15 protein-coding genes are annotated in these 15,328 nt (G+C 41.8%); 1 reads left to right on the top strand and 14 read right to left on the bottom strand.

All coding sequences use genetic code 11. From position 1 onward, the window contains the following. Positions 1 to 110: 110 nt before the first annotated feature. The 14 genes from H9Y05_RS05085 to H9Y05_RS05020 all read right to left on the bottom strand — a co-directional run bounded on the left by H9Y05_RS05085 (position 111) and on the right by H9Y05_RS05020 (position 12,169). A complete protein-coding gene (locus H9Y05_RS05085; RefSeq protein WP_163490722.1) occupies positions 111 to 1,079 on the bottom strand; it encodes a TerC family protein in 969 nt (322 codons plus the stop codon). A gap of 74 nt (positions 1,080 to 1,153) precedes the next feature. Further along, positions 1,154 to 1,570 carry a DUF4296 domain-containing protein gene (locus H9Y05_RS05080; RefSeq protein WP_163490723.1) on the bottom strand — a complete coding sequence of 139 codons (417 nt, stop codon included), beginning with the start codon at positions 1,568 to 1,570 and terminating at the stop codon, positions 1,154 to 1,156. Positions 1,571 to 1,581: 11 nt separating this feature from the next. Next, positions 1,582 to 2,919, bottom strand: a complete 1,338-nt coding sequence (locus H9Y05_RS05075; RefSeq protein WP_216713669.1) for a dihydroorotase — start codon at positions 2,917 to 2,919, stop codon at positions 1,582 to 1,584. Continuing rightward, positions 2,916 to 3,629, bottom strand: coding sequence for a polyprenol monophosphomannose synthase (locus tag H9Y05_RS05070; protein WP_163490725.1), 714 nt, complete (start codon positions 3,627 to 3,629; stop codon positions 2,916 to 2,918). Before H9Y05_RS05070 ends, H9Y05_RS05075 begins: the two co-directional genes overlap by 4 nt. Positions 3,630 to 3,674: 45 nt before the next feature. After that, complete coding sequence (locus tag H9Y05_RS05065; RefSeq protein WP_216713668.1) at positions 3,675 to 4,841, bottom strand: iron-containing alcohol dehydrogenase; 1,167 nt, start codon at positions 4,839 to 4,841, stop codon at positions 3,675 to 3,677. 203 nt (positions 4,842 to 5,044) lie between these two features. Next, complete coding sequence (locus H9Y05_RS05060) at positions 5,045 to 5,944, bottom strand: carbon-nitrogen hydrolase family protein (RefSeq protein WP_216713667.1); 900 nt, start codon at positions 5,942 to 5,944, stop codon at positions 5,045 to 5,047. 1 nt (position 5,945) lies between these two features. Next, the gene (locus H9Y05_RS05055) at positions 5,946 to 6,542 is read right to left on the bottom strand and encodes a GNAT family N-acetyltransferase (RefSeq protein ID WP_216713666.1); all 597 of its coding nucleotides are present in this window, start codon (positions 6,540 to 6,542) and stop codon (positions 5,946 to 5,948) included. A gap of 1 nt (position 6,543) precedes the next feature. Beyond that, positions 6,544 to 6,945, bottom strand: a complete 402-nt coding sequence (locus H9Y05_RS05050) for a nuclear transport factor 2 family protein (protein ID WP_216713665.1) — start codon at positions 6,943 to 6,945, stop codon at positions 6,544 to 6,546. A 58-nt stretch (positions 6,946 to 7,003) separates the two neighbouring features. Next, positions 7,004 to 7,807 (bottom strand): DUF2490 domain-containing protein, encoded by an 804-nt coding sequence (locus H9Y05_RS05045; protein WP_216713664.1) that lies wholly within the window; start codon positions 7,805 to 7,807, stop codon positions 7,004 to 7,006. Then, positions 7,782 to 8,234, bottom strand: coding sequence for a PepSY-like domain-containing protein (locus tag H9Y05_RS05040; RefSeq protein ID WP_216713663.1), 453 nt, complete (start codon positions 8,232 to 8,234; stop codon positions 7,782 to 7,784). The genes H9Y05_RS05045 and H9Y05_RS05040 overlap by 26 nt, the downstream gene beginning before the upstream one ends. A gap of 265 nt (positions 8,235 to 8,499) precedes the next feature. Then, positions 8,500 to 9,321 (bottom strand): HAEPLYID family protein, encoded by an 822-nt coding sequence (locus H9Y05_RS05035; protein WP_235992114.1) that lies wholly within the window; start codon positions 9,319 to 9,321, stop codon positions 8,500 to 8,502. Positions 9,322 to 9,370: 49 nt separating this feature from the next. Beyond that, positions 9,371 to 10,654, bottom strand: coding sequence for a sensor histidine kinase (locus H9Y05_RS05030; protein WP_163490731.1), 1,284 nt, complete (start codon positions 10,652 to 10,654; stop codon positions 9,371 to 9,373). Next, entirely contained in the window at positions 10,651 to 11,328 is a 678-nt protein-coding gene (locus tag H9Y05_RS05025) for a response regulator transcription factor (protein WP_163490732.1), read from the bottom strand. The genes H9Y05_RS05030 and H9Y05_RS05025 overlap by 4 nt, the downstream gene beginning before the upstream one ends. A gap of 76 nt (positions 11,329 to 11,404) precedes the next feature. Next, positions 11,405 to 12,169, bottom strand: coding sequence for a cell division ATP-binding protein FtsE (locus H9Y05_RS05020; protein WP_163490733.1), 765 nt, complete (start codon positions 12,167 to 12,169; stop codon positions 11,405 to 11,407). Positions 12,170 to 12,270: 101 nt separating this feature from the next. Between H9Y05_RS05020 and H9Y05_RS05015 the strand changes: the two genes are divergently transcribed. Beyond that, the gene (locus H9Y05_RS05015) at positions 12,271 to 15,327 is read left to right on the top strand and encodes a tetratricopeptide repeat protein (RefSeq protein ID WP_216713662.1); all 3,057 of its coding nucleotides are present in this window, start codon (positions 12,271 to 12,273) and stop codon (positions 15,325 to 15,327) included. Position 15,328: the final 1 nt, after the last annotated feature.

Here is a 15,328-nt window from a genome sequence, read left to right as displayed (position 1 = left end):
AAGATAATTAAAATCAGATTCAATTTGCAAGCGATCGGTAAGAAATATTTGACCGGTTGGCAGGTGTTTCTGTTCTGGCAAAACAACTGGTTGCCCGGACGTGTTGATTTTTAGTCAATTGAATTGCGTTCTTCTTTTCTGTTGGAAATCATGGAGGCAATTACGCCACTGACAAGAGCCGTCAAAATGACAACCAGGGAAACCCAGGAATGTTCCTTGAGGAAGGTGAGCTGGTGGTGGAAAATCATTTTACATCCGACGAACATCAGTACAAATACCAACGCAAATTTGATGTATTTGAATTTGTCAAGCATTCCCGACAGGAAGAAATAAAGGCTTCTCAAGCCCAAGATCGCAAAAATATTGGAACTGAAGATAATGAACGAATCATCTGTGATACTGAAAATTGCCGGGATGGAATCCACTGCAAACAAAATGTCTGTAAATTCGACAACCAAAAGCGTTGCCAGTAAAGGAGTCGCTACTGTTTTTCCATTTACTTTTTCCAGGAAATGACCATTCTGAATGGACCAATCGATCGGGTAAATCCTGCTCAGCAAACGAACCCCCATACTTTCTTTAAAGTCACTTTCCTCGTCATCATCTTTCATCATTTTGATTGCCGACCAGATCAGGATTCCACCAAATACGTACATGGACCACTCAAATTTCTCTATGAACGCCTGCCCCAGTAAAATCATCACCAAACGGAAGAATACGGCTCCGATGATTCCCCAAAATAACACCCGGTGTTGAAATTCAGGTCGTATTTTAAAGAATTTGAAGATCATCGCGATCACAAAAATGTTGTCCAGACTCAGTGATTCTTCCAGGATATATCCTGTGTAATATTTCGTAATGGCATCAGCACCTGAAGATCCGTGGGTATTCAATCCGAACAGTTGGTGTTCATAAATAAAATAGACAGCTATTCCGAACAACAATGCCAATGTCACCCACACTGATGTCCAGATCAACGATTCTTTCATCGATACAACCGAATCTTTTTTATGGAAAACTCCGAGATCCAGTGCAAGAAAAAGTGTAATCAGTGCAAAAAATATAATCCAGACAGTCATGTATCGTTGTATTTTATTCTAAAAACTTTGTAAATAAAGGGCAAATATAATCTTAATTTAGAAGAACGGATGCTCTATAGATCCTCTTCTGTTAATATTTTAGGGATCGTATCTTCTTTTTTTACCGGTATGGTCTCCGGCAGTTCATCCGGATCAATTTTAATTTCGCTTTTTCGCTTTTCAAGGTTTACTTTTACCTGCTGGTAAATCTCCCTCAATTCTTCCCGTTGGTACCCGTAATAGGTCATGTTTTCTTCAAAAACAGTTCGATTTGTTTTAAAGGTTGTGAAAATAGAATCTGCTTCCTTTTGCAACAAACTGCTAAAACGGGAAACCTGAATATATTTCGCCTGGTAAGCGGCCTCTACAACGGATAATTCAGTAAGAATATCCACCATTTGCTCCGATGTCAGCAATTCGTCCGGTTCAGAATAAACATCTGAATAGTCGATCTGACAGGAAGCCATCCCGGCCAGAATTATTGCTATCACCCACCATTTTTTCATCCGCGAACAAACTTCAGACGTTTTCCGTTTGTCCCCTCCATGATTTTTCCGTGGTTCCACACAAGATTTCCATTTACAAATGTTTTTGAAACGGTATATGAAAATGTTGTCCCTTCAAACGGAGACCAGCCACATTGGTATAACAGATCCGATTTATTTACAGTCATTGGTTTTTCTTCTACCACAACCAGGTCAGCGTAATACCCTTCGCGGATAAACCCTCTTTTTTCAATCTGAAACAGGATCGCAGGGGCATGTGCCATCTTTTCAACAACCCGTTCGATGGAAATCAACCCTTGTTTTGATTGTTCCAACACGGCTGTCAACGCATGTTGTACGAGCGGTCCTCCCGAAGGCGCTTTGAAATAAGACTGTTGCTTCTCCTCAATGGTATGCGGCGCATGATCGGTTGCAATGACATCGATGCGGTTGTCGAGTACAGCCTGCCAGATTGCAGCTCTGTCGGTCGCTTTTTTAACTGCCGGGTTCCACTTGATGAAATTACCTTTTGCGGCATAGTCCTCATCGCTGAACCACAAATGATGTACACAGGCTTCGGCTGTGATCTTTTTCTGTTCCAACGGAATGGAATTATCGAATAACGACAGTTCTTTCGCAGTGGAAATGTGTAAAATATGAAGTCTTGCCCCGTGTTTTTTTGCCAATCCAACCGCCAGTGACGACGATTTATAACATGCTTCTTCCGAACGAATGAGCGGATGCATCTCTACCGGAACATCTTCCCCGTAGATCGCTCTGTAGTGTTCGATATTTGCCCGGATTGTCGCTTCGTCTTCGCAATGTGTCGCGATGAGCATCGGCACTTTTGAAAACAGGTTATTGAGCGTTGTTTCATTGTCCACCAACATGTTTCCCGTTGAAGACCCCATGAATACTTTCACTCCACATACGGTGTTCGCGTTTGTCTTCAAGACCTCTTCGATGTTGTCATTCGAAGCCCCCATGAAAAAAGAGTAATTGGCGATCGACGTCGCTGCCGCCCGCTGGTATTTTTCTTCCAGTAATTCCTGTGTCAATGTATTGGGAACGGTATTGGGCATTTCCATGAAGGAGGTAATTCCTCCGGCTACTGCCGCTCTGGATTCGGATGCAATTGTTGCTTTATGTGTCAACCCGGGTTCTCTGAAATGCACCTGATCGTCGATGCATCCGGGCAATAAATACGCTCCGTTCAAATCAATTAACTCATGTGCTTCACTGACAGTAACGTCAAAACCGATACGTTCTATTTTTCCGTCTTTGATGTATACATCACCGTTTTGTTTTTTTCCTTCGTTAACAATAACGGCATTCTTCAGCAGGTAATTACTCATAATTTCATCGTTCTCATTTTCCACACACCGATAAATGCTTCTTTAAAGATGCTTGTGCTCATTTTTGATTCACCGTAAATGCGATCGATAAAGGTAATCGGAACTTCTTTTGCTTTAAATCCATGGCGAACTGCCGCATATTTCATACAAATCTGGAAGGCATATCCTTTGAATGTATTCCCGTCCAGGTTGATCGTTTCCAGCACATTCCGTTTGTAGCACTTGAACCCTGCCGTTGTATCGCGGATAGAAATCCACAGGATCATTCGCACATAAATACTGGCAAAGAATGAAAGCAACAACCGTTTCATCGGCCAGTTTTCGACCTTCCCTCCTTTTGTATACCTGGAACCAATACTCAAATCGGCTCCTCCTTCCGCACAGGCTTTGTACAGGCGAATAAGGTCATCCGGATTGTGAGAAAAATCGCAATCCATTTCAAAAATATAATCATATTTCCGGTTAATTGCCCATTTGAAACCATGAATATAGGCTGTTCCCAGTCCCAATTTCCCCCGGCGCTCTTCCAGGAAAATCCGCCCCGGAAATTCATCCATCAAGTGACGAATGATAGTGGCCGTTCCATCGGGAGAAGAATCATCAACGAAGAGAATGTGAAAGTCTTTTTCCAGCGACATGACCTTACGGGTCATCCGCTCTACATTTTCCTTTTCGTTATAGGTTGGTATTATTACAACTGCGTCTGACAAGTTTTAGTTTTTAGGAGTCAAAAATAATCAAAATTCGTTCGTACGTTATATCGATTTCAAAACTATTTCCTCAACATCAACAGGAGTAATGGCTCTTCGCTCTCCCATTTCCGTCCATCCTCTGTCTATAAAACGCTGTTTAATCGCTTCCGCAATAAAACCAGTATCTGTTGTATAGGCTGAGATTCGTGTTTGGATTCCCAGTTCCTGAAAGAATATTTCTGTTTTACGGATTGCTTGTTGAGCAATTTCCTGTTCGCTTCCTTTCAGATTCCAAACGCGGGTTCCGTATTGCACCAATTTTTCAAATTTATTGGTAAATTGATTTTCAAACAGGCGCGGTGCGATAATGGCCAGTGTACGCGCGTGGTCAATTCCGTAAAACGCTGTCAGTTCGTGTCCGATCATATGCGTACACCAGTCGGTTGGAACTCCCAGTCTCAGGTTTCCGTTCAGCGCGTGTGTGGAACACCACATCAGGTTGGCTGCCGCTTCGTAATCATCCGGATTTTGCATGACTTTCGGTGCAATTTCAATCAAGGTGGAAAGAATGGCTTCCGCTTGTCGTTCCTGCAGGAAATTACCGGTTGGATAGGTTAAGTATTGTTCCAGTGTATGCATGTATGAATCCGCAATTCCATTAGCAATTTGCCGCGCCGGAAGCGATGCAACGACTTGCGGGTCACATACGGAGAAGACCGGAAAAAACAGTGGCCCTCCCATCGTGCGTTTCTCATTAATTTCCGAGCGACTGATTACCGCGCCGGAATTCGCTTCTGAACCGGTGGCCGGTAAGGTGAGTACCGTACCAAACGGAACAGCGGCTTTAAAATCACATCCGGGCTTTCGTTCCAGCACATCCCACGGATCGCCATCGTATCGGGCAGCTCCTGCAACAAATTTAATTCCGTCAATGACAGAACCTCCTCCGACAGCAAGAATGAAATCTATGTGCTCAGCTTTGACAATTGCCGCTGCTTTCATCAACGTCGTGTATTCCGGATTCGCTTCGATGCCTCCGAATTCAATAACGCGAAAACTATCCAGCTGACGCATGACTTTATCATAAACGCCATTTTTCCGGATGCTCCCACCTCCGTATGCAAGAAGAACTGTTTTTACAGCATGTTGCTTTAATAATTCAGGAATCCGGTGGTGTTGATCTTTACCGAAAATGATTCTCGTCGGGTTGTATGCTTCAAAATTATTCATACTACAAAAATAAACAAAGAAGTTCATACGAACTGTTACCGAAATTCCTTCAAACGTTAAAGAATCCTTAAAAAGGGGATGGGATGATTGGTTGACTTGATGATTAATTGACTCTATCTTGTTGTAAATTTTGCTTCGAACGACAATGATTTGAAATTATGGATGATCAATGATCATTAAAAACTTGAAACATTCAAACGAAGTTACACTTGTGTCGTCACAATGCGTATGGTTTCCTGTCTAAATGCTGTCACCAACGGCCGATGGTCTTTGAAATTTAATACTTGTCCGTCTTTCCGTACCAGTTTGATCAGGTCAAAATCAAGCTCGATAATCTGCCATTCTTCTGCCTGTGGAATTCCTGTCGCGATGATTCCTTCTTCCGGCAATTGTTTATCCGGTGTCGCATAAAAACCGGTGTAGCCATAATTGATATCCACCGCCGGGGACCATTGGGCATTCCCAACCGTTTGTGCAACAACCGCATACACTTGCTGTTCCATTGCACGGGCACGGGATCCCACATGTACACGGGCAGCTCCTCTAATTGTTTCGGTACAACTTGGGACGAGCACCAGGTCAATCCCATGTTCAGCCAGGTGATGTGTTCCCAACGCAAATTCGCTGTCATAACAAATCTGGATTCCGAACTTGCCCCATTCGGCTTCAAAAACAGTCAATTGTTTCGGGGCAGAATGGATTCCCCATTCTTCGTTTTCAAAACGGGTCATGAAGAGTTTGTCCTGATATCCTGCCTCACCTTTCGAGCTGTATACATACGCCCGGTTAAAGTAACGGTCTTTCACTTTTACAGGAAAACTCGGAGCGACAATAATTACATTGTATTTCTTTGCAAATGCTGTAAACGCTTCTCTGAAGGCTGGGAGTAACTGTTGCATTTCAGCAATTTGCAGGTGTAAATCCTGTTGCACCTCAACAGCTAAAATACTGACGAGTTCCATGGAACCATATTCCGGGAAGACCAACAGATCTGCTTGTTGATCAACTGCTGATTTTACCCACTTTTCTGTGTACGTTTTCCAGTCATTCAGTGTTTTGTGCCGGGCAATAGGATACTGTGCCGAAGCTACTTTTATTGTCATATCAAAGGTGATTCAACCAAAAGGTTAATGTTTTTAGTGATTCCTGCTTTTCATCAATGTCCTGCCAACTCATTGCACAAGTCAATTCAGGATGTTTTATATACTTTCTTTTTTCCCAGAAGTGATCATTCGGAATGTAATCAACCGGTTGTAACGGATGCTGCTCCACTCTGTTTACGGAGCAAAACGCAGCAATGGAATAGGTTCCGAACGAACGGGCATACGCTTCCCGCTCATCAAAAAAACGGTGTCCCAATCCGCGACCACGGTAGGGTTTCAACAGGACACTCTCTCCAAAATAGAAGATGGAATAAATATCGTAATTCTTCTCCAGAAACGGTTGCTGTACATTCTGTGTTTCATGTCTAAGGGGAACACATGTTGTTGCCCCCACCATTTGATCTCCGTCATACACGGTAAAAACAAATGCGTCTGCGCAGGAAGCGTAGGTTTGAATATACTCCAGTTCATAATCCAGTGTTCCTTCATAGAGGTATGGAAAGTCCCTGAAAACAGCAATCCTCAGCGCTGCAAAATCGGATGCAAAACTGAGGATTTCTTTTCCTTGTTTTTTTACAAATCGCAGTTGTTCAGGCATCTCACGAAACCAGTTCAATCCACAATTCCAGGTTGTAATGTGTTGCAACGCGAACCACCTTCCCGTCTTTCACTTTCAGGAAAGCAGCGGCAGGCAATACATATGCTTGTCCTTCTGCAGCAGGCAATCCGTCTTCTGCCTTATTGTAAATACCATTTACTGTGAATTCAGCAGCAATTGTTCCGTCATTTTCTTCAGAAACATAAAACTTCATATTCGTTAATGTTTCTTCGTATGACTCGTCCATTTTTTTCATGAACGCTGTGAACAATTCTTTTCCTTCTCTCGGCTCTCCCTGATTGGGTTCATGCCGGATATCATCTGCTACCAACGCCAACATTCCATCCCAGTTTTTGTCATTAAATGCTGCGTAGTAATCTTTTACAATTTTCAATGCGTCCATTTCGTATTCGTTTTGAATGCAAAGTTAGCTATAATCTACAAAAAACAGATGGGATCGATCATTTTGAACCAAACGGATTCTGAATGATTACATCAACCGCTAAGTAATGAACTGAATACGGTTTTTGGTTACCGATCAGGTTGTTCATATACCCCAGATTAATGACAACGGGTATTCTTGAAGGGGAATAGGAATAATACAAACAAAACCGGCTTTCCCGGTAATTAAACGCCCCCATCTTTTCATTTCGTTCCTGAGAGGCAGCGAACAACTGTTCCGTACTTGTGATAAGTTTGTGATTGGCGGTTTTGGTCAGGTTTACAGTCAGTTGCATACGAAAGCGGCTTCGCAATTGAAAGACTTCATCGGGAGTTGAAAAATCGGGATTGAAAAACGTTCTCACATCCTGCCGAATCGTTGGTACGAATTTAATACGGGGCGTTTTAAACACGTATGACAATCTGCTGTAGAACCGAAATTCCTGTACAATTCCCGGGTTTTCCCGCTCAAACGGGTAACTGTCCTGGTATTCATCCTGTCTTCTGTAACTCAATGCCACCGAATACTGCCAGTTTTTGCGAAATGTATGATAAAACTCCTGGTTTACGACAAAAATCTCCGGTTTGTAGAACGGGGAATAATTGGTGGGATTGCTTTTTCTTCCAAATCCAACGTAGCTGACCGATTGCCAGTTTCCGGCAGAATCCACGTCCTGCCGGATTCCTGCCGCAAACCAACTTGCCGAGTGAGCTGCACCCAATCCCGGCGGACTGATTTGTGTCATGCCATTCCAGCAAATACACACCATTGAAAAAGTATGTATAAACGTTCTCACTTTAATCCGGGCGTTTGCTGAGAACATTTCCGTCTTTGTCGAACAACACCTTCCACTCACTTGCAGCGGATTTCAGTTCTACGGAATAAACGATTTTGGAACCTTCTGTAATTTTCTTTGTATCATCTATTCTGTGACCGTTGAAATCACTTCCGATCTTTGTATGTATACTCTTTGGCAATTCACTTTTGGAAATTTCTTCCTTGTGTTTGACTATATTTCCCTTTGCATCGTACCATACTTCGTGGTCTCTTCCGTTTGCTCCCAGTTCAAATTCTACTTTATAGTAAGCCACTTCTTTTTCCCATTCAATGTCGTATGCTTTGGAAAATTGTTGTTGAAAATTGTTTACAACGATAGATGGCACCTCGCTTTGGTTAATATCTTGTGCAAGAGTGGTATTGAAAAACAGTGCTCCTGCAACATACATTCCGATTAAAAAATACTTTTTCATAATGTTTAATTTTTAATTTTAATACAAAGTAACTTCCCGAATCTGGAAACATTTGGGAATGTTTCTTTTTCATGTTATTATAATATTGAATATTGTTTCAAGTTTTTAATGATCAAATCTTCGCGACGTAAAATCCCTCCGTTTGATTATTGATCATTCAAAATCACTGTTCATAACCTCAACCCATCATCCAGTCATTCTGTCCTAAAGTCATTCCGTCATATAATCAATTAGTCATCAAGTCAACCAATCATAAAATCATCCTTCAGAGTTCATAAATGAGCCGGATAAATGAACTGAAGTGTTCGTGTTTTCGTACAACCGGAATACCTGCAACCAGTCCCAATGACAGGTTTTTACTGCATTTGATCTTCACTTGCGGACGTACTGTCATTTCAAACATTCCATGCTCGATTTCTTTATTGATTTCGATCCCGATCAAATGGCTTGTCTGAGGTATTGAATAATGGACGGCGGTATTGATTTGCCATCTCACCTGTGTGGTACGTTGTAATACATCATGCTCCACAACCGGAGATGTATACACCAATGTATGGATGTTCTTTCCCAATCGTTTTGCAGCGACAAAAAACGGGTTGTAACCAACCCCTGTAATGGCACTGCTTTTTCCGTAATTTTTAAAATCCGGGAATTCGAAAATCTGGGTATAGCCTGCTGCCAGGGTCATTCGGTGTTTCTCCGACACCCAAAACGAATACTGAGCAGACAAGCGCAAACATTCCAGTTTATTGTTGGGTACCTCCTCCCCTTCTGCTGTTCGCTTAAAAAAGGAAAAATCTGTTTCCACTTCCAGCCCCAACCGATTGATTGGAGCAAATTCGTATTCTGCGAGAATCACATGTTGATTGTAGTTTCGTACATTCATGAAATCAATTCCCACATTGATTTCCTTTTCTCCTTTCCGGGCACCAAGATCTCTCACCAAATCGAGGTACAACGGCTCTGCATGACGTACTTTTGGAGGAAGTTCATTTTGTGTTTGTGCAGAACTCGTGGCAATCGTTGACAGCATTGCACCAAGAATGCATAGACCAGACAAAAAAATGGATGGTTGTATTGTTTTCATGTGGCAAAGCAAGCACATGAATTGGGAAAAATTTGGGAATCGTTAGGAATCAGCTCCTGAATTGTATTTCAAAGCAATGTTTTTGCTCTTCAAACGCATACACAACGGAATATCCATACATGCTACAAATTGCTTTGACGATTGCTAACCCGAGTCCGGAACCTCCTTGTTCCAGTTCAGATTTGTAAAAACGGGTAAACACTTTCTCAGCATCCAACGGAAACGGATGGCCTGTGTTGATGATGCGAATCGATTGTTCAGACACCACAACTTCTACGCTTCCATGGTCATGATTGTGGAACACTGCATTTCTCACTATGTTTGAAACGATAATCGTTGCAAGAGATGTGTCCATTTCAACTTTCAACTCAGCGCGTTCAACAATGGATAGTGTCACGTGTTTAAAGCTAGCCATTTCCTCCAAATCCTCGCAACTTTGTTTGGCAATTTCATTAATAGAAATGAGCTGATTGTCTAAAAATTGTTTGTTTTCAATCTTTGTTAGCAATAGCAATGATTTATTAAGTCGAACCAACCGTTGGATAATCTCCAATACCTCTGAAATACTTCCGGCATCTTGCTCTTTCAAATTCCCTTGCTCGATCAGCAACTCCAGCTTATTCGTTGCAATCGCCAGGGGAGTCTGCAATTCATGCGATGCATTGCCGATGAATTGTTTTTGGTGTTCATACGATTCAATGCTATGCAACAACAATGTCGTTACTGCCTGCTGTAAATCATTGAATTCTTTGGTTGTCGTCTCCACTTGTGGCAATTGCTTACTGCTTCCCAAACGGTAGCTTTTGAGTTGGCTCAAAAAGTCGTAAAAAGGCTTCCACAGCCTGCGCAAAACAATATTGTTAAGCAAAATGATCCCCGCAACAAGGAAAACATACAAAAAAATTGTTTCCCAGAGCATTTCTTTAACCAAATCGTCTTCTTCCACCATGGAATTGATAATACTCAGCTCATAGTACCTCTCTTCGTGTTCAAACGCAGTTGTCAACATGCGTACGGGTTCCAGTTCAGGCTCTTCATCATCCGCATCCTGCATGTACATCATCGTATCGATGTAGCGATCCTTGAAGCGCATGGCTTTCTCCTGACTGATCTCGTGAATGGTAAAAAAACCTTCTTCAAACGTGTGTTGCTGCAATAAAGTCGAATCATTTTCCGCCCGGTATACAATCTGGCGTTTGTAGTTTTCCAATCCCTCGTCCACGCTACTCTTGATCTCACTGAGCATGTTGAAATAAAACACAATCGCCCACAAGCTGATAATAACCAGCAGAGAGATGGAGAAATATTTAATGGATTGGTTGAGTAATTTCATTTTTCGACAAGCTTATAACCGATTCCGTAAACAGCTTCAATTTCCAGCTCGGAATTGGAATCAGTTAGTTTTTTACGCAGGTTCTTAATCTGGTAATAAATAAAATCAAAATTATCCGCCTGATCGATGTTATCTCCCCAGACATGTTCTGCCAGTGCGGTCTTCGTAACCAGTCGATTTTTGTTGAACAGGAAATAATTCAGGATATCAAATTCTTTTCGGTTGAGTGGAACGGATTCTCCATTCACTAAAAACAAACGATCCTGCAGGTCCAGAACAGTATTTGCCAACTCAATGGTGTTTTTTCCATCTTGTTTATTTCTCCGCAATACGGCTTTGACCCTCGCGTTTAATTCTGCAATGTGAAATGGTTTTGTGAGGTAGTCATCCGCTCCCAGCTCCAGGCCTTTCAATTTATCATCCAGGGAATCTTTCGCTGAAATAATAATCACATTGTCTGCTTTCCCGGACTGTTTGAGTTGCTCCAGCAGTTCAAGTCCGTTCCCTCCCGGGAGCATAATATCCAGTAAAATACAGTCATAATCGTACAAACCGATTTTGTCGGACGCACTTCTGAAATCACTTGCAGATTCAATCACAAAGTGTTCTTTGGTCAATGAATCGACAATGTTTTTCAGCAACTCTTTCTCGTCTTCAACTACCAGAATTTTCATACGACAAATGTATGAAATGAAAACTGGAAAGATTTGGGAATTGTGTTATTTGTTTGTTCGCACAAGGACAGCCGGGTTAGATTCCGAATGTCTCAAACGGATTGAAACGATTTAGTGTATTGATTTCTTTCAATTGTCCGTCTTCCACTCGCACCACTCTTCCCGGGAATTTTTCGACGATTGTCATGTCGTGAGTCGCCATAAAAACTGCTGATTTTTCTTCCTTGGCAACGGCAATTAACAGCTGCATGATTTCTTCCGATGTCTCTGGGTCCAGGTTTCCTGTCGGCTCATCTGCCAGAATGAGTTCCGGTTTATTCAACAATGATCGGGCAATGGAAATCCGTTGTTGTTCTCCTCCGGAAAGCGCGTGTGGTTTTACATTGATTTTTGTCTCCAGTCCAACCAGCTGCAACACTTCCGTAGCCCGTTTTTCCATCAGGCGCTTATCGCTCCATCCGGTTGCCCCCATTACAAACAGCAGGTTCTCCCCTACGGTACGGTCTGTTAACAATTGAAAATCCTGGAAAACAATTCCTAACTTTCTTCTCAGCAGCGGAATTTGCTTCTTTTTCAGTGACGGTAAATCAAACCCAACTACTTCACCGGAACCTTCTCCCAACGGCAATTCACCGTACAGTACTTTCAGCAAGCTACTTTTCCCGGATCCTGTCTTCCCGATCAGGTACACCAATTCATCCCCTTTTATTTCAAAGTTGATGTCCCTGATAATCAAATTATTGTTTTGAAAAATCTTCCCGTTCTGAATGCGAATAATCTGTTCCACGCGTCTTCTTTTTTGTAAAATTGCGAATAAATTATCCAACTCACTCAGTAACATACTGAAATAATCTTAACATCTCTACGTTTAAAACTTTTGAAAAAGCCATCGTTCGTGGCGATTATGTCAACTAATTTTACTCCATTAAATGTAATTTGCGTATGAACCGTTTATTGGTTATTTTATTCGTGTGTTTTTCACTGTCGGTTTTCGGACAGTCGTCGGAGAAATACAATAGTGTCTACGCCGGTTTCTACCGTGCCGAAGAGTTGTATCAGAAGCAGCAGTACGGATCTGCCAGAAAAGAATTCCGGACATTCATCAACGGCTTCAACCAGCCGAATGACCCGATGTACATCAAAGCATTGTACTACGAAGGAATGTCAGCATTGGAATTATTCAACAACGATGGCGTTGACCTGTTGAAACGGTTCATCATGAACTACCCGGAAAGCATTTACAAGCATATCATTCATTTTAAATTAGGAAATTACTATTACCGGAGTAAAGATTATACGGATGCACTTGCCTATTATTCAAAATTTACGGCAAAAGACCTGGAAGAAGAATTCCGCAATGAGTATTATTTCAAAGTCGGTTATTCTAATTTTCAACTCGGGAATAATGATGCGGCAAGAAACGCATTTGTAGAAATCAAGGACGGTGATTCTCAATATGCCAATCCTGCACTGTATTATTTCTCGCACATTGCGTACACGGATAAGAATTACCAGACAGCATTGGACGGTTTTCTGAAACTGGAAGGGGACGAAAGCTTTGGAAAAGTTGTTCCGTATTACATTCTTCAAATCTATTATTTACAGGGAAAATATGATGCTGTTACCGAATATGCACCAAAATTGGAAAATGCTACAGTTGTCAACGAAAAAGATATTAGCCACCTGATCGGTGATGCATATTACCGCATCGGAAAATACGATGAAGCAGTTCCTCATCTGGAGGCCTATGATAAACTCGCAGAAACAACCCGCGATGAAGATTACCAGATGGGATATGCCTATTACAAGAGCGGGCAATACGATAAGGCCGTAAAAGTATTCGATCGTGTAACGCGTAATGAAAAAGACAGTTTAGCGCAAGTCGCTTTTTATCACATCGGTGAGTCCTATATCGCCCTGAAGAACAACTTGTCTGCGCGTTCCGCTTTCCAGAAAGCATCTGAAATAGATGCCGATCTGAAATTGCAGGAAGATGCATTGTACCAGTTCGCAGTGTTATCGTACAAGTTGGATATCAACCCGTACAATGAGTCCATCCGTGCATTTGAAACTTATCTGAATAATTACCCGAATTCAAAACGGAAAGAGGATGTTTATCAGTACCTGGTAAATGTGTACACATCTACCAACAACTACCAAAAGGCATTGGAAAGCCTGGACAGAGTGGATAACAAAGACATTACTCTGCGTAAGGTCTATCAACTAATCGCATACAATTACGGGATTGAATTGTACCAGAAAGAGCAATATCAACCGGCAATCAACACCTTGAAGCTGGTCGAAAAATACCCGGTAAATCCACAATTATCCGCAAAAGCGGTGTACTGGACAGCGGATGCAAATTACCAGTTGAATAATTTTAACGGTGCAATCAGCGGTTATAAATCGTACCTGGGAATGCCCGGAGCTACTTCTGAATTCAAATCAGATGCATATTACAACATCGGTTACGCCAACCTGTACAAAGGGGACACAACAGCAGCTATTGAAAGCTTCAGAACCTATGCACAGGAGAAACCGACCAATAAACGCAAATTAACTGATGCTTACATGCGTCTGGCTGATAGTTATTTCATGCGAAGAGAAAACCAATCTGCTATTCAGTACTATGACCTGGCTATTAACCTGAATACATCCAACCAGGACCAGGCCTTGTATTACAAAGCGTTAACTCACGGAGTTAAAAATGAAAAACAGGAGAAGATCAAAGCTTTACTGAACCTGGTCAACAATTATTCAACGTCAAAATACGTACAGGATGCGTTATTTGAAATCGCGTTTACCTATAAACTGATTCCGGACTATGACAATTCATTGAAATATTACGAACAATTGCTCCGCGATTATCCGAACACATCAAAAGAAGCAAGTATCCGTATTGAAATGGCGGACATTTATTACAAGCAGAACAATTACAAAAAAGCGGAAGCTGAATACCTGACAGTACTGGAAAAATACAGTCATGATACCATCTGTAATGCGGTAGGTGACGGACTTCAGAATGTATATGCAGCGACAAAACAGGTCAATAAACTGGAAGAATACTCAAAAAAATACCCGTGTCTGAACATCAACGGACTGACATTGGAAAACCTGGTTTACAATCCTGCCGAAACAGATTATCACGCCAAGAAATATGCAGATGCAGCAACTAAATTCGAAGAATACCTGGCAAAATACCCGCAAGGATACCACGCAAAAAAAGCGGTTTATTACCTGGCGGATTGTTACTATGAATTGGATAACCTACCAAAATCCATCGAAAATTATGAGAAGATTCTGAGTGAGGCGACATCTAATTTCACAGAGCTGGCAGCAATTCGTGCTTCCCGTTATTATTATAACAATAAAGAATATGCAAAAGCAATTCCTCACTACGAGCGAACAGAACAAGTGAGCAGTGATCCGGAAGTGATCTTCAATGCGAAAACGGGCTTGATGAGAAGTTATTACCAGCAAACCGAATATACGCCTGCGGCCGCATACGCGAAACAAGTATTGGCCAGCAATTTACTGAAGCAGGAAAACCGCTTAGAGGCACAGTATATTTCAGGAATTTCCAATTACCATACAAAAAATTATTCCGATGCGATCAGCTCTCTGACGTATGTCAGCAAGAACACAACGCAGGCGCTCGCATCCGAAGCCAAATTTTTAATTGCTCAAATTTATTTCGACCAAAACAAACTGGCGGAGGCAGATGTGACGGCAAGAGATGTATTGAAAATGAAGCCGACATACGATTACTGGATCGCAAAAGCGTTGATTCTTCAAACAAAGATTCTGGTGAAACAAAACGATCTCTTCCAGGCAGAACAAACTATTTTATCCGTCATCGAACAATACCCGGTTGAAACAGACGGAATCAAAACAGAAGCACAAGCTGTTTACGATGAATTGATGCAACTCAAAAACGCACCGAAGAGCAACATTACACCTCAAGGTACGACAGTAATTGAAATTAACGAAGGAAAATAAT

The sequence above is a fragment of the Taishania pollutisoli genome (assembly GCF_014518315.1).
Lineage (GTDB): Bacteria > Bacteroidota > Bacteroidia > Flavobacteriales_D > Crocinitomicaceae > Taishania > Taishania pollutisoli.
Note: the sequence above shows the minus strand (reverse complement) of the source record. Positions and strands in the feature narration are given on the sequence as shown.